The organism is Streptomyces asiaticus (assembly GCF_018138715.1).
GTDB classification, from domain to species: domain Bacteria; phylum Actinomycetota; class Actinomycetes; order Streptomycetales; family Streptomycetaceae; genus Streptomyces; species Streptomyces asiaticus.
In genome coordinates, this window is the sequence record NZ_JAGSHX010000006.1 from 4,770,645 (window position 1) to 4,788,343 (window position 17,699).

General features: G+C 72.4%; 17 protein-coding genes and 1 pseudogene. 6 read left to right on the forward strand and 12 right to left on the reverse strand.

Features of this window, described 5'->3' with window-relative positions; all coding sequences use genetic code 11:
- Positions 1-28 precede the first annotated feature (28 nt).
- Positions 29-1,201, reverse strand: coding sequence for a helix-turn-helix domain-containing protein (locus tag KHP12_RS27580; RefSeq protein WP_086886238.1), 1,173 nt, complete (start codon positions 1,199-1,201; stop codon positions 29-31).
- A 70-nt stretch (positions 1,202-1,271) separates the two neighbouring features.
- Positions 1,272-1,910, reverse strand: coding sequence for an HAD family hydrolase (locus tag KHP12_RS27585; protein WP_086886239.1), 639 nt, complete (start codon positions 1,908-1,910; stop codon positions 1,272-1,274).
- A 77-nt stretch (positions 1,911-1,987) separates the two neighbouring features.
- Here KHP12_RS27585 and KHP12_RS27590 point away from each other — a divergent pair, with 77 nt between their 5' ends.
- Both KHP12_RS27590 and KHP12_RS27595 read left to right on the forward strand, forming a co-directional pair.
- Positions 1,988-2,476: a hypothetical protein gene (locus KHP12_RS27590; RefSeq protein WP_086886240.1), complete on the forward strand. Its 489-nt coding sequence runs from the start codon at positions 1,988-1,990 to the stop codon at positions 2,474-2,476.
- 48 nt (positions 2,477-2,524) lie between these two features.
- Positions 2,525-3,295, forward strand: coding sequence for a hypothetical protein (locus tag KHP12_RS27595; protein ID WP_210609566.1), 771 nt, complete (start codon positions 2,525-2,527; stop codon positions 3,293-3,295).
- A 25-nt stretch (positions 3,296-3,320) separates the two neighbouring features.
- On the opposite strand, the gene KHP12_RS27600 is transcribed toward KHP12_RS27595, so the two are convergent.
- Positions 3,321-4,391 (reverse strand): alkene reductase, encoded by a 1,071-nt coding sequence (locus tag KHP12_RS27600; RefSeq protein ID WP_211833866.1) that lies wholly within the window; start codon positions 4,389-4,391, stop codon positions 3,321-3,323.
- A gap of 242 nt (positions 4,392-4,633) precedes the next feature.
- Between KHP12_RS27600 and KHP12_RS27605 the strand changes: the two genes are divergently transcribed.
- A complete protein-coding gene (locus KHP12_RS27605; protein ID WP_051573257.1) occupies positions 4,634-5,185 on the forward strand; it encodes a MarR family winged helix-turn-helix transcriptional regulator in 552 nt (183 codons plus the stop codon).
- A gap of 75 nt (positions 5,186-5,260) precedes the next feature.
- Here the strand turns inward: KHP12_RS27605 and KHP12_RS27610 are convergent.
- From KHP12_RS27610 to KHP12_RS27625, 4 genes and pseudogenes are all read right to left on the reverse strand, one after another.
- Positions 5,261-5,749: pseudogene (locus tag KHP12_RS27610) on the reverse strand (phosphotransferase); the annotation flags it as partial.
- Positions 5,725-6,369, reverse strand: a complete 645-nt coding sequence (locus KHP12_RS27615) for a class I SAM-dependent methyltransferase (protein ID WP_086879842.1) — start codon at positions 6,367-6,369, stop codon at positions 5,725-5,727. The pseudogene KHP12_RS27610 and the gene KHP12_RS27615, both read right to left, overlap by 25 nt.
- 154 nt (positions 6,370-6,523) lie before the next feature.
- The gene (locus KHP12_RS27620; RefSeq protein ID WP_086879841.1) at positions 6,524-7,537 is read right to left on the reverse strand and encodes a zinc-dependent alcohol dehydrogenase family protein; all 1,014 of its coding nucleotides are present in this window, start codon (positions 7,535-7,537) and stop codon (positions 6,524-6,526) included.
- Positions 7,538-7,639: 102 nt separating this feature from the next.
- On the reverse strand, positions 7,640-8,611 hold the full coding sequence (locus KHP12_RS27625) for a PhzF family phenazine biosynthesis isomerase (protein WP_086879845.1): 972 nt from the start codon (positions 8,609-8,611) through the stop codon (positions 7,640-7,642).
- A 108-nt stretch (positions 8,612-8,719) separates the two neighbouring features.
- Between KHP12_RS27625 and KHP12_RS27630 the strand changes: the two genes are divergently transcribed.
- Entirely contained in the window at positions 8,720-9,619 is a 900-nt protein-coding gene (locus KHP12_RS27630; protein ID WP_086879840.1) for a LysR family transcriptional regulator, read from the forward strand.
- Positions 9,620-9,691: 72 nt separating this feature from the next.
- Here the strand turns inward: KHP12_RS27630 and KHP12_RS27635 are convergent, their stop codons facing one another.
- The 4 genes from KHP12_RS27635 to KHP12_RS27650 form a co-directional block, all read right to left on the reverse strand.
- The gene (locus KHP12_RS27635) at positions 9,692-10,123 is read right to left on the reverse strand and encodes an NUDIX hydrolase (protein ID WP_086879839.1); all 432 of its coding nucleotides are present in this window, start codon (positions 10,121-10,123) and stop codon (positions 9,692-9,694) included.
- Positions 10,124-10,219: 96 nt separating this feature from the next.
- A complete protein-coding gene (locus tag KHP12_RS27640; protein WP_086879838.1) occupies positions 10,220-11,380 on the reverse strand; it encodes an SPFH domain-containing protein in 1,161 nt (386 codons plus the stop codon).
- An 11-nt stretch (positions 11,381-11,391) separates the two neighbouring features.
- Positions 11,392-11,643, reverse strand: a complete 252-nt coding sequence (locus KHP12_RS27645; protein ID WP_037954073.1) for an NfeD C-terminal domain-containing protein — start codon at positions 11,641-11,643, stop codon at positions 11,392-11,394.
- Between the two features lie 117 nt (positions 11,644-11,760).
- Entirely contained in the window at positions 11,761-12,393 is a 633-nt protein-coding gene (locus tag KHP12_RS27650; protein WP_086879837.1) for a hypothetical protein, read from the reverse strand.
- 346 nt (positions 12,394-12,739) lie between these two features.
- Between KHP12_RS27650 and KHP12_RS27655 the strand changes: the two genes are divergently transcribed.
- Positions 12,740-14,125, forward strand: coding sequence for a hemolysin family protein (locus KHP12_RS27655; RefSeq protein WP_308036115.1), 1,386 nt, complete (start codon positions 12,740-12,742; stop codon positions 14,123-14,125).
- A complete protein-coding gene (locus KHP12_RS27660; RefSeq protein ID WP_086879835.1) occupies positions 14,122-15,141 on the forward strand; it encodes a hemolysin family protein in 1,020 nt (339 codons plus the stop codon). Before KHP12_RS27655 ends, KHP12_RS27660 begins: the two co-directional genes overlap by 4 nt.
- Before the next feature lie 77 nt (positions 15,142-15,218).
- Here the strand turns inward: KHP12_RS27660 and KHP12_RS27665 are convergent, their stop codons facing one another.
- Positions 15,219-17,540, reverse strand: coding sequence for a protein kinase domain-containing protein (locus tag KHP12_RS27665; protein ID WP_210609568.1), 2,322 nt, complete (start codon positions 17,538-17,540; stop codon positions 15,219-15,221).
- Positions 17,541-17,699: the final 159 nt, after the last annotated feature.

Sequence of the window (17,699 nt, forward strand, 5' to 3'; positions counted from 1 at the left end):
CAAGTGACCCAGAGAGGGTCAGTCAGCGTCACTCACCCGCGTGACACCACTCCGCGAAATTGCTCAAGCTCTCGGCATCTCCGCGTCGCAGGCGTCGCAGCGTTGCGGCGTCCTCTCGCACCCACGGGTGATCACGGGTGTGTTGCGGAGCGATGTGGCGCGCGGCTTTGAGTGACTCGAAAGCATCGCGGGTCAGCCCTGACCACAATTGCGCACGGGCCACCTCGATGTAGAACCCGCTACGGCGCTCGGCGGGAAGGCTTCGTGGCGGGGCCCAATCGTTGGCCACGTCGAGGGCACGACGCACATGGTCACCACCGAGACTGACCGCGACGGACACTTCATGGACGCGTACGCTGTCCGGCCCGAACGCCGTGCCTTGATAGACGTTCTCAGGCACGGCGTCCCCCAGGCGCCGAGCCTCCGCAAGGTGCTTGTCCGCGGCTTGCACGAGGTCGGCGCGCCCGGCGATGACAGCAGCGCGCATGTGCAGGGCGCCTCGGGTTGCCATCGCCGCATCGTCATCACTCGTGGGTGCGCGGTCCAACGCGGCTTCCAGAGCGCGTAGCCCAGGGGCGAACGCGTGGGCGGCGAAGAAGGTCTCGGTGCGAACGTACGCAACGGTGGCGTCCAGGAGCGGGTCGTCAGTATGCGGCGCTGCCCAGCGCATCAGGTCGACCAGACGGGCAGACAGGTCCAGGGCACCGTACTTGTACGCCACAGCGTCAGCGGTTCGGAGCGCGGCGACGAGCAGGCCTGCGGTCTCGGGCTTCTCCTCGACCGAAGCGAGGTGGAAGGCGCGCATCAGCTCATCGATCAGCGAGGGTAAGTGGTGGGCGATCCGGACGTACTGTGAGGCCAGACGCCAGGTCACTGCCTCGTCCACTGCTGTGCGCAGCTCGCTGAGCTGCCGCACTGGCCCGTCGTCCGGCGCTTCGTAGGCCGCGATGACGGCCGAAAGGGACGGCATCGCCGCGTGCACGCGGGCGTCGGCCCGGTCGCGGCTGCCCAACAAGAGGGATGGATCGACACCGAGAGCAGCCGCGAGGGCCTCCACCACGTTGTCGCTGGCGCCCCGGGCGTTGCGTTCGATCTTTCGCAGGGTGCCGATGTGCACGTCGGCGGCGTCTGCCAGCTCTTGCTGCGTCATGCGAGCGATGCGGCGCTGATAGGCCACACGCTTGCCGAGATTGGTGGGCATACCGGTGCTCCGTTCGGCGCGTCCACCCCGAACGGTAGCGAGTGGCCTCGCGGCAGCGGGGCCGCTTGCGTCATCCGGCGGCGAGCCGCACGAGATCGTGCAGCGAGTCGATCTGCCAGTCGGCGGCGGCCGCCTCGGCGGTGCCGGACCACAGATGGCCCCACGGCCCGCGCCGCAGATGCGCGACGCGCAGTCCCGCCGCCTTTGCCGGGCGGATGTCGTTCGCGGGGTGGTCCCCCACGTACACCGTCTCGTCGGGCGCGGCGTCGGTGAGATCCAGGACGCGGGCGAAGAAGCGTGGGTCGGGCTTGGCCACGCCCCACTCGCCCGAGGTGGCGATCTCGTCGACCATGAGGTCGAGCTCGCGTAGCAACTGGCCGACGTGCGCGGTCTGGTTGCCCGCGATGACGGTGTGGAGCCCCTTCTCACGGAGGGCCGCGAGGGCCGGACGCACATCCGGATAGAGATCGGCTTCGTCCAGGCGCTCACCCGCCCCCGCGGCCTCCATCGCGGCTCGCTCGGCGGCGATGTCAATGTCCGGCCGAAGGAGCCGCAGCGCTTCGGCGTTGTCGCGGCCCTGAGCGACGACCGCGCCGACGAGTGCGGAGAGGGTATGGCGGGGGACGTCCAGCCAGTCCGCCCACGCGGCCCATCCGCGGTCATCCCGGATCAAGGTCTCGCCGACATCGAAGACCACCGCACGCAGCATGCGGGCAGCATAAGACGCGGCGAAGTGCGCGCTAGCGTACGCACTCTGCTCACCATGACGAGGAAGGCCACGCCCCGATGACGACGATCGCTGTGACCGGGCACATGGACCTCACCGACGCGTCGGTGCCGCTGGTCCGCGGTGAGCTGGACAGACTCCTGGCCGCCTACGACCCGGCCGGCCTGGTCGGCGTGTCATGCGTCGCGAAGGGCGGTGACAGCGTGTTCGCCGACGCGGTCCTGGCGGTCGGCGGGCGTCTGGTTGTGGTGATTCCGTCGCGGGACTACCGGCAGGCGAAGGTCAGGCCGGACCACGCCGCGACCTTCGACCGTCTGGTGGCGGCCGCGGACGAGGTGCTGGTGATGCCGCATGAGACGGCGAACCGGCAGGCGTACGAGGCGGCGAACGCCGTGCTGCTGGAGCGGGCCGATCGGCTGATGGCGGTGTGGGACGGGCGGCCGCCCTCGGGCAAGGGCGGTGGTACGGCGGACGTGGTGGGTCAAGCGCGTGGGGCGGGCGTACCCGTCGACGTCGTCTGGCCGGACGGGGCTTCCCGCCGGCCGTGACACGCCTACCCGGCCTGAGCCGGGCCCGGTTGGGGCATGCTGGGGCACATGAGGCAGGGGGAGCCCGGCGAGGGCGAGGGGTATTCGGGGCGGGCCGGGAGGCGGCGGGTCATCGTCGGCTCCGTGGTGAGCTGTGTGGCCATCGCGGTGGCCGTCACCCATGTGCTGGCGCCGGATCTGAAGATAGACAGCGTCACCGTGGCGCTCCTGGTCGTGGCCGTCGTGCCGTGGCTGCGCGATCTGCTCGACAGTATCGAGCTGCCGGGTGGGTTCCGGCTGGAGTACGCGAAGGAGGTCGAGCGGCGCATCGAGGACGCCCAGCGGATCGCCGACGCCGCCCTCGTGGGGAGCGGCGACGACGGACCCGAGCCCGACGGCACCACGGCGCTCGCGGATGTGCGCCGGTTGGCCGCCGAATACCTCGAGGTCCGTACGTCGATGTTCAGCGGGTCCGCCCGTACGCAGCGCATGAGCGGCATCTTCGCCCGGCTGGTGCGCGCCACCCAGCGGCTCGCCGACCCCGACCTGGACGGCTGGCTCACCTCCCCGGACGGCGGGCTGCGCCTGGCCGCGTACGCGCGGCTGTACGCGGTGCCGGACGCGGACGCGCTGGCCGCCCTGACGGACGCCGTCGTGAAGGAGCCGCTCGCCTTCAGCCAGTACTGGGGCATCCACGCGCTCGACAAGGTCGTGGACGCCGTCGGGGTCGAGGACGTGCCGCCGGGGGTCGTCCGGCGCCTGGAGGACTGCCGGCCGCGCGGCAACGACCGGGTGGCCCTGCTGCGGCGGCTGATCGCCAAGCTGCATGGCCTCCCGTAGCGGTGCTTGACGGCTGGGGCGTCGATCAGGTGGTGAGGGCGGGGTAGTCGGTGTAGCCCCGGTGGTCGCCGCCGTAGAACGTGGCCTGGTCGGGGGTGTTGAACGGGCCGCCCGCGGCCAGTCGCCGCGGCAGGTCGGGGTTGGCCAGGAACAGCGCCCCGTACGCGACCATGTCCGCGGTTCCGTCCTCGATCAGCTTCAGCGCCTCGGGCCCGGTGGCGTCCGGATGCGTGAACGGATTGATGATGAACGCACCCGGCCACGACTTCCGCAGCCGCGCGGTCAGCTCGCGGTTCGGCCCCTCCAGCAGGTGCAGATAGGCCAGGTCCAGCCCGGCGAGCCGGTCCAGCAGGGCGAGGTAGACCTCATCCGGGGCCTCCTCGGCGATGTCGTTGTACGGGTTCCCGGGCGAGATCCGCAGGCCGACCCGGTGGCTGCCGATCGCCTCGGCCACGGCCGTGGTGACCTCGACGGCCAAGCGGATCCGGCCCTCGGTGTCGCCGCCCCAGCCATCCGCGCGCAGGTTGGAGTTGGGCGCGAGGAACTGGTGGATCAGATAGCCGTTCGCGCCGTGGATCTCCACGCCGTCGAACCCGGCCTCGACCGCGTTGCGCGCCGCCTCGGCGAAGTCGGCGATCGTCTGCCGGATGTCCGCCTCGCTCAGCTCCCTCGGCGTCACGAAGTCCTTCGGCCCCTCATGGGTGAAGACCTGGCCCTTGGCGGCCACCGCCGACGGCCCCACCGGCACCAGCCCGTCGGGCAGCAGGCTCGGGTGCCCGACCCGCCCGGTGTGCATCAGCTGCGCGAAGATCACGCCGCCCTCCCGGTGCACGGCGTCGGTCACCGTTCGCCACGCCCGCACCTGCCCGGCCGTGTGCAGGCCGGGGGTGTCGGGGTAGCCCTGGCCGACCGGTGAGGGCTGGATGCCCTCGGTGACGATCAGCCCGGCACTGGCGCGCTGCGCGTAGTACGTCGCCATCAGCTCGGTCGGCTCCGCGCCGGTCCCGAAGGCGCGGCTGCGGGTCATCGGGGCCATTGCGACGCGGTTGGCCAGGTGCTTGCCGCCGAGGACGATCGGATCGAAGGGGGTGGTCATGGTTCCTCCTTGGGTCTTGGGTCTTGGGCCCTGGGCCTTGGGCCTTGAGATGGGTGATGCCTGTCTGAACAAGTAAGTCACTTAGCCGAACAAGTAAATGCCGCGAAGGCATTCCTGGGGGTGAGTGTGAGGTGGGTCACATGCATCTAGCTGCACTTATGTTGATCGCAACCTAAAGGGCCGGGCGGAGGCGCTGGCCAGAAGGTAGGCTTACCCTGCCCAAACAGGAAAGTGGGGACGAGATGACGCACTCCACGCCGGAGGCCGGGAAGGAGCCTGCGGCGACGGGGCCTGCGGTGACCGGGCAGGAGGCCACCGTCCCGGTGCCGACCGCGGCCGGCGGCGGGCCGGTCAGTCACGCGATCTTCCGCCTGGCCCGGCTGCACCGCATGCTCGCCGGTCAGCTGCTGCGCCGTATCGGCCTGCATCCGGGCCAGGAGCTGGTCATGATGCATCTATGGGAGCTCGGCCCGCAGCGGCAGACCGACCTGGTGCGGCTGCTGGACTCCGACGCCGCCACCATGACCCGCACCGTCCGGCGCCTGGAGCAGGCCGGTTTCGTCCGCCGCAGTCCCTCGCCCACCGACAAGCGCGCGACGATCATCGAACCCACGGTGGCCAGCCAAGCCCTGCGCCGCGAGGTCGAGCGGATCTGGAGCCAGTTGGAGGACGTGTCGACGGCGGGTCTCTCCGGCGACGAGCGTGCCGCGGCCCTACGCACCCTGGAGCGCCTGGAGGGCAACCTCGTCCAGGCCGCGACCGACTCCGCGGGGGCGGGGGAGACGGAGCGTTGACACCCCGCCGAACAGGTACGGGTCCGCCCGCCCCGCAAAGTGCCCCGAGGGCGTCGCCCTTGGAGTCCCGCCTGCTCAGGAGTGCGTGAGGCGTCGCAGCGCGGCGTGGGCGGGCGGGCCCCAGGTGCGCTTGCCGCCCGGACGGCCGTGGACGCCCGCCTCCCCGATGAGGACGCAGACGAGGGCTTTCAGCACCGCCCAGCCGCGGGCGCGGCGCCGGGTCGCCGGGTCCGGGGTCGGCCGATAGGCGTCGTAGAAGCGGTCGACGGCGCCGTCCGGCAGCAGCATCCACGCGGCGGCGAGATCGCAGGCCGGATCGCCCGCACAGAGGTCGCCGAAGTCGATCACGCCGCAGAAGGTGCCGTCCTCGGTGAGGACGTTGGCCGGATGCAGATCGGCGTGCAGCCACAGTGCCGGCCCCGTCCAGTCGGGCGCGGCGACGGCGTCCTCCCAGACGGCGCGCACGGCGTCCGGGTCGGGGATCAGCCCCGACTCGACGGCCGAGGCCAAAGTCCGGGCGAACCCCTCGGCGTGGTCGGTCAGCGGCCCGGTTCCGCGATGCCGACGAAGTTCCCGGCCATGGTCCGGATACGCACCGACCACCCCAGCGCGGTGAGGTCGTCCGTGAGGGTCTGGGCATCGTGGAACACCTTCACGATGCGGTACTGGCTGCCGTCATCGAGCCGGCGCAGCGCCGCCGGGGTCGGCTGGTTGGCGAGGACTTCCTCGTACGCGGCCGCGGCGGGGCCGTCGTCGACGAAGATCGCTTTGCCGCCCGGCGCGAGTGCGGCGGCGACGGTGTGCCAGAAGTCGGGCAACCGCGCCGGCGGTACATGGGAAAGCCAGAAGGCGAAGAACACGGTGTCGTAGCGGCGCGGCGGCCGCCACTCGAAGAGGTCGGCCTCAAGGAACTGGACGGACGGGGATGCGGTGCGCGCCCGAGCGATGGCCAGCACTTCGGTCGCCGCGTCGACGGCCGTCACCGAACGTGCCCGTGCGGCAAGCCTCGAGGTCCACTGGCCCGTTCCGCAGGCCAGCTCCAGCACATCCCCGGCGATCGGGAGGTCGTCGACGACAGCCAGCACATCCTGGAGGGCTGCGTACTCCGCGTAGGGCCGGTCGTATTCGGCCGCGCCGGCCCTGTAGTAGGCCCTCTGCTCCGCCAGGAGAGCGTCGTCGTCCATGTGGGCTCCTCTCATCCGAGGTCGGCCGAACGAGGCCGGTCGTAGCCCATCACGCTCAGCTCGTCGGCTTGGTTGCCGCGGACACCGTCGGCCTTCACCTTGGGGCAAGGTCAAGAGTCGGCCCGTCAGGGGGCGTTCGCCGCCGTGGAGCTCGTCACTCGTCCGTGATGACCACCTTCCCGAAGTGCCCCCGCCCCGCGAAGTACCGGTACGCGGCGGGCGCCTCGGCGAACGGGAAGGCGCGGTCGACGACGGGCCGCAGGCGGTGGTGCTCGATCGCGCGGTTCATCTGCTCGAACGTCTCGCGGCTGCCCACGAACATCCCCTGGAGCGTGACGCCCTTGAGCAGTACGGAGGACGGGTCGGCGCCGCCGTCCCGGGACAGTACGCCGATGAGGCTGATCCGCCCGCCGACCCGTACGGCCTCCAGTGACTGCGGCAGGGTGCCCGCGCCGCCCACCTCCACGACGTGGTCGACCCCGCCGTCGGTCGCCTCGGCCACCAGACGGCCCCAGTCGGGGGTGCGGGCGTAGTTGACGCCGTCCGTGGCGCCGAGCGAGCGCAGCCGCTCCAGCTTGGCGTCGTCGCTGGAGGTGGCGAGCACACGGGCCCCGCCGAGCGCGGCGAACTGGAGGGCGAACAGCGACACTCCGCCGCTGCCCAGGGTCAGCACGGTCTGGCCGGGGGCGAGTCCACCGGTGACCGCCACCGCGTGCCAGGCGGTCACGGCGGCGCAGGGCAGCGTCGCGGTCTCGGCGAAGTCGAGATGCGCGGGGGCGGAGACCAGGGCCTCCTGGTCGAAGAGGACGTACTCCGCGAGCACCCCGTCCGTCGGGCCGCCCAGCGCGCCCGCCGTCTTCCGCGCGGCGGGCGGCCCGGAGAGCCAGCCGGGCATGAAGATCCCGGCGACCCGGTCGCCCTCCCGCCACCGGGTGACCTCGGAACCGGCGTCCACCACCTCGCCCGCGCCGTCGGACAGCGGTACGACATCGGGCTTCAGGGCGCGTCCGTACGCGTTCGACGCGATCATCAGATCCCGGTAGTTGAGCGACCAGGCCCGCATCCGGACCAGCACCTCGCGCGGCCCGGGGGCGGGCACCTCGCGCTCGTCCAGCCGGAGGGCGTCCACGCCGGTGAGGCGCGGCAGGTGGTAGTAGCGCGTCTTCATCACACGGTTCCTCTTCTCATGCGTCTCACGCGTCTCACGCGGTTCGCGGGATCGTTCATCGCCCGGTCTGCGGGGTCGTTCCCCGCCCGGTCTGCGGTTCGTTCATCGCTGGGTCTCCGGGATCGGGACGGCCTGGCCGCTGACCCGCGACCGGGGGTCGTCGGGCGTGACGTCGAGCAGGAGGTCGCTGGGGCGGCCCATGTCCTCGCCCTGGCGGATACGGACCCTGGTCTCGCCGCCGACCAGGCCGAGTACCCGCAGATAGCCGCCGAAGGCGGCGGCCGCGGCGCCGGTGGCCGGGTCCTCGACCACCCCGCCGACCGGGAACGGGTCGCGGGCGTGGAAGACCACGTTCCCGGCAGAGCCGTCCGCGTTCCCGGCAGAGCCGTCCGCCGTCTCGCGCCACACCAGATGCACCGTCGTCCAGCCGCGCCGCCGCATCACCGCGTCCAGCGCGTCGAAGTCGTAGTCGAGGTCCGCCAGCCGCTCGCGGGTGGCGGCGGCGAGGACGAGGTGGTCGTTGCCCGCGAAGGCGACATGCGGGGGCAGGGCCGGGTCCAGGTCGTCCGCGGACCAGCCCAGCGCCGCCAGCGTCGGCTCGAGCTCCGTGCCCGGGTCGGCGGGGCGCGACCGCGTGGGAACGCTGGTGAGCGTGGCGCGGGGCGGGCCGTCGCCGTCGGCCGTGGTCTCGACGCGGATCTCGCCCGACGCCGTGTCGAAGACCAGCTCACCGGGGCCGTCGCGCTCGGCGAGTGCCACGGACGTGGCGATCGTGGCGTGTCCGCAGAACGCGACCTCGGCGAGCGGGCTGAAGTACCGCAGCCGGTAGCGGCGCGCGGCCTCGTCCCGCTCGGTGATGAACGCGGTCTCCGAGTAGCCGACCCGCGCGGCGATGGCGGTCATGGCCGCGTCGTCGTCCGCGACGGCCGCGGCGTCGAGGACCACACCGGCGGGGTTGCCGCCGTCGGGGCGGGTGGTGAAGGCGGAGTAGTGCAGAACGTCGACGTCCGGGGTGGAGGCGGTGGACGTGGTGGACGCGGTGGCGGGCGTGGTGGGTTCGGTGGGTGCGGTCATGCCGTCCACGGTTCCACCGCCCCCGGTATCGCGTCCAACGATTCCTTTCGTTCGAGCCGATCGAGAAACCCAATGAGAGCAGGTCGGAGCCCATCTATCCTGACCGTCGTGGACACACGACTCCTGAAGACGTTCGCGGCCCTGGCGAGAACCGGCAGCTTCACCGCGACCGCCACCGAGCTCCATCTCGCCCAGTCCACCGTCACCGTCCAGATACGCACCCTGGAACGGGAGCTGGGCACCCGCCTCTTCGACCGGCTGCCCTCAGGCGCCCTGCCGACAAGCGCCGGCCGCCGGCTGCTGGCGGAGGCCGAGGAGGTCCTGGACGCCGAGGCCCGGCTGCGCGCGGTGGCGGCGGCCGGGAACGGCGACGGCGCGGACGGCGCGGTGGAGGGCCCGGTGGCCCTCGGCGCGGGCGAGTCGCTGTGCGCCTCGCACCTCCCCCGCGTGATCGCCTCGCTGCGCCGCACCCACCCCGGTATCGACCTCAACCTCCACCCCGCGGGCAGCGCGGCGGCCGTCGAGGGGCTGCGCACGGGGCGGCTCGACCTCGTCCTGCTCCTCGAACAGGACGTGACCGACGCCGACCTGGTGGCCCGCCCCATCGCCCGCGAACCCCTCGTCTACGTCGCCGCTCCCGGCCATCCGCTGGCCGGACGCGAGGCGGGCTGGGACGAACTGGCCGGGCAGAGCTTCTTCGTCCACGAACAGGGCTGCTCCTACAGCGACCACCTCGTGCGCACCCTCCTCGCCCTCCCCGGCCCGGCGCCGCGCCTCACCCGCTTCGGCAGCATCGAGGCCGCCCGCGCCTGTGTCGCCGCGGGCCTCGGCCTGACGCTGCTCCCCCGCGCCACGGTGGAACGCCAGCTCGGCGAGGGCTATCTCGCCGAGGTCCACGGCCCGGCCATCCCCCCGGTGCCCGTCCAGCTCACCCGCCACCGCCGCCGCTGGACCAGCCCGGCGGCACGGGCGGTGGCGGACGAGCTGACGCGGCTGCTGGCGGCGTGAGCCGTACGTCAACCGAGCGTCGGACGAGGCGGGCCGTACGCCAATCGACCGTCGGACGAGGCGGGCCGTACGTCAGACCAGCGTGACGCCGTCGTGCGCGCGGATCGCCGGTGGGGCGGCGGTGTCGAGCGCGTCCAGGACGCGCACGGCGTACGCCTCGTCGGCGAGATCGGGGACCTCGGCGCGGGTGGCCCAGCGCCAGGCGCGGGTGCGGGGGCCGGTGGCGGGGGTGCCGTCGAGGGCCTCGCAGCGGAAGACGAGGGAGACCGTGAGGTCGTTCATGTCCTTGTAGACCCCGGTGAGCGCGGCCGGGAGCGCGATCTTGACGCCCGTCTCCTCGAGGATCTCGCGCTGGAGGGCGTCCGGGACGGTGGCGTCGGGGTCGAGCACACCGCCCGGCGGTTCCCAGGTGCTGCCGTCGCGCCGCTTGATCAGCAGCGCCCGGCCGCGCTCGTCCACGATGACTCCGGCGACGCTGACGCGGTGCGGGCGGTCAGTGGTCACGTTCCTCGGCCCTCTCGGCTGGCTGGGGTTTCTCACGGTAGCAACGCCCGGACGGGGCCGGGGCCATGACCGGGGAGCCGGCCCCGCCACCGTCGCCTAACGGACCTCGACCGCGCCGTCGTCCGCCCCGCCCCGCGGCTTCGGCTTCGGCTTCGGCTTGGACTCGTCCGCCGCGCCCGGCGCGCCCATGTTGCGCCGCACCGCGTCCAGGATGGTCAGCCCCTGGCCGACCAGGCCCGCCGCGATCTCGCCCAGCCCGTCCGCCCCGTTGAGGACGTTGACGTTCGCCCCGGAGAGCCCGGAGGCGGCCTCCTTGACGATCTGCGGCAGTTGGTCGATCAGCATGCGGTCGAGCGCGACCCGGCCGTGTGAGGCCGCCGCCTCGGCCTGTATCTTCATCCGCTCCGCCTCGGCCAGCGCCACCACCCGGATCCGCTCGGCCTCCGCCTCCGCCGGTTTCACGATCTCGGCCACCAACTGCTGCTGCCGCAGATCGGCGGCCCGCTGGGCCAACTCCGTCCGCGCGGAGAGCACTTCCTGCTGCGCGTGCGCCTCCGCCAGCGGTCCGGCCTGGGCGGCCTGCGCCTGGGCGCGGTCCACCTCGGCGTTGTACTGGGCCTGCACCACCGCCGTCTGCCGCGCGTACTCGGCCTGGTTGCGCGCCGCCTCCTGCTGCGCCTCGGACGCCGCCTGGCTGGCCTGCGCCTGGGCGATCTGGGCCTGCCGCTGGATGGCGGCCTTGTGCGGGGCGGACATCGCGTCGATATAGCCGGTGTCGCCGTCGTCGATCGACTGGATCTGCAACGAGTCCACGATCAGACCGATCTTCGCCATCTCCGCCTTGGAGGTGTCCAGCACCTCGGTGGCCAGCTTCTGCCGCTCGGTGATGAGCTCCTCGACCGTCATCGAGCCGATGATGGACCGCAGATGACCCGCGAAGATCCGCCCCGTCAGCACCGCCATCTGATCCTGGTCGGAGAGGAACCGCTGCCCCGCGTTGACGATGGACTCGGTGTCATTGCCCACCTTGAACGCGATCACCGCGCGCACCGTCAGCGTGATGCCCTGCCGGCTGACGCACTTCTCCGCGACCTCGGCCTCACACATCGCCAGCGTCAGGAAGCGGACCTTGCGGAAGACCGGAAGCACGAACTTGCCGTGCCCGGTCACCACGCGAAACGGCGCACCCCCATGTCCACGCCTGCCCCCCGAGATCAGCATCGCCTGGTCGGGTGCGGGCACGCGGTAACCGAACATCCTTCGTCTCCTCAACCGGCGCCGCCGGCCCGGCCGGACGACGCGTTCAATGGATCGGTCCACTCGATGACGTCGACCTGGCGGGAGCCGCGGAAGTCGATCACGAGGACGGACGCGCCTTGCGGCAGCGGGTCGGAGGACCAGGCGAGGAACGTCTCCGAACCGCCCCTGACGCGCACCAGGACCTCGCCGGGACCACTGGCACCACGGGTGCCCAGAAGGAGCACCCCGGTGCGACCGATCACAGGATCATCCGGTGTCATGCGGCAGCCGCCCCCCGTTGTTCCGCTGCTGAAATCCGACGTTAGACCGTTTTCCCGGCGCCGGATACGGTTGTGCGCAGCGGGGATCGGGCGAACCGCCACCCGCGTGGGCGGCCGCTACGAGGTGGCGTCCTTGGCGTCGGCTTCGGTCTCGGCTTCGGTCTCGGTCTCGGCTTCGGTCTCGGCCCCGCCGTCCTCCGAGTCCTCGAAATACGCGTCGAGGACCGCGTCCAGCTCCGCCGTCCATTCCTTGAGGAGTTTGCGGGCCGGTGCCTCGACATCGGCGGTGTACCAGCGCCGGTTGGTCGTATAGACGGTGATCCCGAAGCGCTTGCCGAACCGCGGGGTGTCGACCTCCACCGCGCCGATCTCGTCCCATCCGAACTCGGCCTTCTCGCCGTCGAGTTCGAATACGACCCCGCGGCGCCCGGCTCGTATCGCACCGCGCCGGTCGGACACCTCGAAGGCGGCCCCGCCGTCCTCGTCCGCGTCCTCGTCCTCCGCGTCGTCGTCCGCTTCCCCGTCGGACGCGACGACGTCCTTCGACACGTCGGCGTCGCCGTCGGACTCCGTCTCGGCCTCGACGCCCTCTTCGTCGTCGAGCTCGTCGAGCTCCGGCTCGTCCTCGGCGGTGACTTCCTCCGGCGGCTGTTCCGCCGCTGCCTTGTCCGGGGCGTCCTCCTCCACATCGGCAGGGCGCGGGGACGTCAGGCCGGGGATGTACCCCGGATCCGTCCCGGCGGTAGGCATGGGCGGGATGATCGGTCCAGTGCTCTGCTCCACGGCCGGAAGTATTGCCGATAAACCTGTGCCGACGACAGGCAACCTCGGGGCCAATCGAGCCGACGCGGAAAAGCCGCAGGTTAGGCGGAGCCGATTCCGACGCGGACCGCAGCGGCCGCCCGGCGGGCGCGCCCCTTTGCCGTACCTTTACTATGGGTGTGGGGACACTTGACCCACCAGCGCCCTCCCAGCACTTTCCCAGCGACGTAAGGAGCACCGGACCCGCAATGGGCGAACCTCCCAGTACCACCCGTGCCACTCCCCGCCCGCCCCTCACCGGAACACCCCTTGTCGGGCAGACGGGACTGGCACGGTGACCGAGATCCTGCTGCTTCTCCTCGCGCTGGCCCTCACCCTGGCCTGCGCCCTCTTCGTGGCCGCCGAGTTCTCCCTCACCACCGTCGAGCGCGGCGCCCTGGAGCGTGCCGCCGAAGCCGGTGAGCGCGGGGCCGACAGCGCGCTCACGGCCGTGCGCCGGCTGACGTTCCAGCTCTCCGGGGCCCAGCTGGGCATCACCGTCACCTCCCTGGTGATCGGCATGCTCGCCGAGCCATCGCTGGCCGTCCTCCTCGAAACCCCGCTCACCGCGATCGGCCTGCCCGCCGGCGCGGCCTCGACGACCGCCGTGGTGCTGGGCGTGGCCGTCTCCACGGTGGTGCTCATGGTCGCCGGGGAGCTGGTGCCCAAGAACTGGGCCATCTCCCGGCCCCTGCACGTGGCCAAGGCGGTCGCCTCCCCGCAGCGCGCCTTCACCGCCGCCTTCGCCCCGCTGATCCACCACCTCAACAACACGGCCAACCGCCTGGTGCGCCGCATGGGCCTGGAGCCCGCCGAGGAGCTGGCCTCGGCCCGTACGCCGGACGAGCTGGTCGCGCTGGCCCGCCACTCGGCCGCCGAGGGCGCGCTGGAGCAGGACGCGGCCGAGCTGTTCGTCCGCACGCTCCACCTGGGCGAGCTGACCGCCGAGAACGTGATGACCCCGCGCGTGGACGTCCAGGCGCTGGAGGCCCACGCCACCGCCGCCGACGCGGCCAACCTCACCCTGGCCACCGGGCGGTCCCGCCTCCCCGTCTACCGCGACACCCTGGACGAGGTGGTCGGCACCGTGCACATCCGCGACGTCCTCGCCCTGGACGCCGCCCGCCGCGCCACCACCCCCGTCACCGACCTGGCCACGCCCCCGCTTCTGGTGCCCGACAGCCTCCCGGTGGACCGGCTGCTGGACCGGCTGCGCCGTGCGCACACCATGGCCGTCGTCATCGACGAGTACGGGGGCACCGCGGGCATCGCCACCCTGGAGGACATCGTCGAGGAGATCGTCGGTGACGTCCGCGACGAATACGACCCCGACGAGACGCCGGGCCTGGTCCCCCTCGGCCCCGGCACCTGGGAGGCGGACGGCGGCGTACGGCTGGACGAGCTCACCGGCATCGGCCTGGCCGCCCCCGAGGGCCCGTACGAAACGGTCGCGGGCCTCCTGGCCACCGCCCTGGGGCGCATCCCGGCGGCCGGGGACACCCTCGAGACGGACGACGGCTGGCAGCTCACGGTCCTGAAGGTGGACCACCACCGGGCCGACCGCGTACGGATCACGGAAGCCGCCGAGGCCGTCCACCCCACCCAGGCCGCCGAGGCCGTCCACCCCACCCAGCCTCCCGAGGCTGTCCAGACCACCGAGTCCCCCGAGGCCGCCCGATGACCGTCGTCCAACTCACCATCGGCGCCCTCACCCTCCTCACCAACGCCTTCTTCGTCGGCGCCGAATTCGCCCTGATCTCCGTGCGCCGCAGCCAGATCGAACCGCGCGCCCAGGCGGGGGAGAAGCGGGCGCGCGGTGTGCTGTGGGCGCTGGAGCACCTGTCCGCGCTGATGGCCACCGCCCAGCTCGGCATCACCATTTCCTCCCTCGTGCTGGGGGCGGTCGCCGAACCGGCCATCGCCCATCTGCTGGAGCCCGGCTTCGACGCCGTTCACGTGCCGCACGCCCTGGTGCATCCGATCGCGTTCGTCATCGCGCTCACGGCGGCCACGTATCTCCACATGCTCATCGGCGAGATGGTCCCCAAGAACATCGCCCTCGCCGCGCCCGAGCGCACCGCGCTCCTCCTCGGCCCGCCGCTGGTGGCCCTGACCCGCCTGCTGCGCCCCGTCGTCTTCGGCGTCAACGCGTTCGCCAACGCGCTGCTGCGGCTGCTGAAGGTCGAGCCGAAGGACGAGGTCGAGTCGGTCTTCACCGACGCTGAACTCATCCGGCTGGTACGGGACTCCAGCGAGGCCGGGCTGCTGGACAAGTCCGGCGGCGAGCGGCTGCGCGACGCGCTGGAGCTGGGCACCCGGCGGGTCGGCGACATCCTCGTCCCCCTCGACGAGATGGTCACCGTCGACCACCGCGTCACCCCCGCCCAACTGGAACGTACGGCGGCCGCCTCCGGCTGCTCCCGCCTCCCGGTGACCGGGCCCGGCGGCGCCATCCTGGGCTATCTGCACATCAAGGACACCCTCGGCAGCGCCGACCGGGACCACCCCTTCCCCCGCACCGCCGTCCACACCGTCCCCCGCGTGCGCGCCGACACCCCGCTGGACGACACCCTCACCACCATGCGCGCCACCGGTGCCCACCTGGCCGCCGTGACGGCGGACACCGGTACGGTCCTGGGCTTCGTCACGATGACGGACGTCCTGGACGAACTCGTGGGCCCGGCCACCCCGGCGTAGCCGGGGGCGTCACACCGCGCCGCTCAGGACGACGGCGAGGTCGACGGCCGGGCCGCGCAGGGACGTGACCGCGCCGCTCAGGACGACGGCCGGACCGACGGGTGCACCGACGGACGGTCCGGCCGTACGGAGAACGCCGTGTCCCCGGCCGTCGCCACGATCGCGTCCTTGACGAGCACCACCCTCGGCTCCGTGTCCTCCGCCGAGTTCCCGGGGTCGTTCAGCGCGGCCGTGCGCCACGCCTCCTTGCCGTCGTCCACGTCCAGCGCCAGCAGACGGCCGAAGCGGTTGACGAAGTACAGCTGCCCGTACCGCCGGGACAGCACCGGCTCGGACAGGCTCTCCGTTTCCGTCACCCGCTGCCACAGCTCCCGGCCGCTGTCCGCCGCCACCGCGGTGACCGTCCCGTTGGGACGGACGAAGTAGACGGCGCCGTGCAGCAGGGTCGGCTTGCCGAGCACCGGGCGCTTCAGCGGGATCCGCGTGACCTCGCCGGTGCGCGGATCCACCCGCACCAGCCCCTTGTACGGGCGCTCGTACCCCGAGTCGTACACCTCCTTCCCGGTCTGCGGGATCACGAACAGCGGCTTGCCCTGAACCGCGCCGAGGCTCAGCGTCTTCCGCGGGAGGGTGGTGAGGTGCCGCTGCCTGCCGTCGGAGGGGTCGAACGCCAGCAGGTCATACGGGCCGTCGGCGGCCAGGCCGTTGGAGTCGGCGGGCGCGCACAGGGCGTACGGCGCCCCGTTCAGCGCCGTCGGCTCGCAGAACCTCCCCTCGGGCGCCGGTGACTGCCACAGCCGGGCGCCCGACGGCCCGTAGGCGACGAGCTCCCGGTCGTCCGGCGACAGCGTCAGCACTCCGCCGCGGAACATGTGCACGTCGGCGGAGCCGCTGATGCTCCGCTCCCACCGCTGCTTCCGGGTGACGACGTCCAGGGCCACGACGGACCGCCCGCCCTCCTCCGACGCGCGGTAGGTGTAGACGATGCCGTCCCGTACCCCGATGGGCCGCGCCAGCTGGGGACGGGTGCCCCACCGCCACTGGACGCGGCCGGTGGCGGCGTCGACCCTGGCGACCGTGAATCCGCTGCCGCCGCAGTACAGGGCCCGGCCGTCCTCCGGGGCGCATCCGGGCTCGTCGTAGACGAGGGGCGGCCCCTCGGTCCCGACCCGCAGATCCGTCCGCCACGGCTGCCAGCCCTTGGGGAGCGAGGCGGGCTGCTGGGAGTGCGCGGCGTCGGCGGGGGCGGACGCGTCGCCCGACGAGTCCGTCATGTCCGGGGCGAAGACCGCAGCGGCGACGATCAGCCCGGTGAGGGCCACGGCCACTCCGGTGGTGGTGACGACGAGCCGCCGCCGCGCGCCTCGCTTGGATGCGGTCCGCTGGGGGGCGGGCGGCTCGGGGGCGAGGGTCGGTGCCGGTGCCGGTGCCGGGGAGACGGGCGGAGGTCCAACGGCGGAGGTTGCCGGGCCGTGGGGCATTCCGAGGCGGTCGACCGGCCCATGCCCGTCAACCGCCCCATGCCCGTCGACCGCCCCATGCCCGTCGACCGTCGCGGAGCTGTCGGCCGCCGACGGGGAAGCCGCCGGGAAGTCCGACAGCTCGCGCAGCATGCGATGCAACTCGTCCAGTTCCGGCCGGGCCTCCGGCTCCTTGGCCAGACAGCGCTCGGCGATGGGCCGCAGCGGTTCCGGGACCCCTTCCAGCGTCGGATGCTCGTACATCACCTGGTAGCCCGACAGATAGGGGCTGTCCGACTCGAACGGGCTGCTGCCCCGCGCCGCGTACACCAGCAGCGAACCCAGCGAGAAGACGTCCGACGCCCCCGTGACGCCCCGCGGACTGCGCAGCTGCTCCGGCGACATGAACGGCGGGGTGCCGAGCACCCGCCCGATGGTGACGGTGAGCGTCTGGCTGTCGACGGCGCGGGAGATGCCGAAGTCGATGACGCGCGGACCGTCCGCGGCCATCAGGATGTTGGCCGGTTTCAGGTCCCGGTGCACCACCCCGGCCCGGTGGATGTCGCTCAGCGCCTCGACCAGCCCGAGGCCGAGCGTCCGCAACTCCCGCCCGCTCAGGGGGCCGTTCCTCCGTACGACCTCGGAGAGGGTGTGCCCCGGTACGTACAGGGTGGCCATCCACGGCCGGTCGGCCTCCGGATCGGCGTCCACGACGGGAGCGGTGAACGCCCCGCTCACCCGGCGCGCCGCCGCGACCTCCTGCCGGAAGCGGGTGCGGAACTCCTCGTCCTGCGCGTACTGCTCATGGACCAGTTTGATCGCGACCTGCCGCCCCGAGGCCGCACGCCCGAGATAGACGACGCCCATGCCGCCCGCCCCGAGCCGGTCGAGCAGGGCGTAGCCGCCTATGGATTCCGGATCCCCGGTGGCCAGCGGCATCGCCGATCCCCTCTCCCGCGCCTCTCCCGCGCTGTTTTTCGCGTCTCGAACACGGCCCTACCGGAGACCTACATTAGGTCGGCCGGGGCCTCGGCGGACCATGCGGTCCAGGACGTGGCGGAACGGTGATGTGGGCCAGGGTGGCGCGCAGGGGGCGAA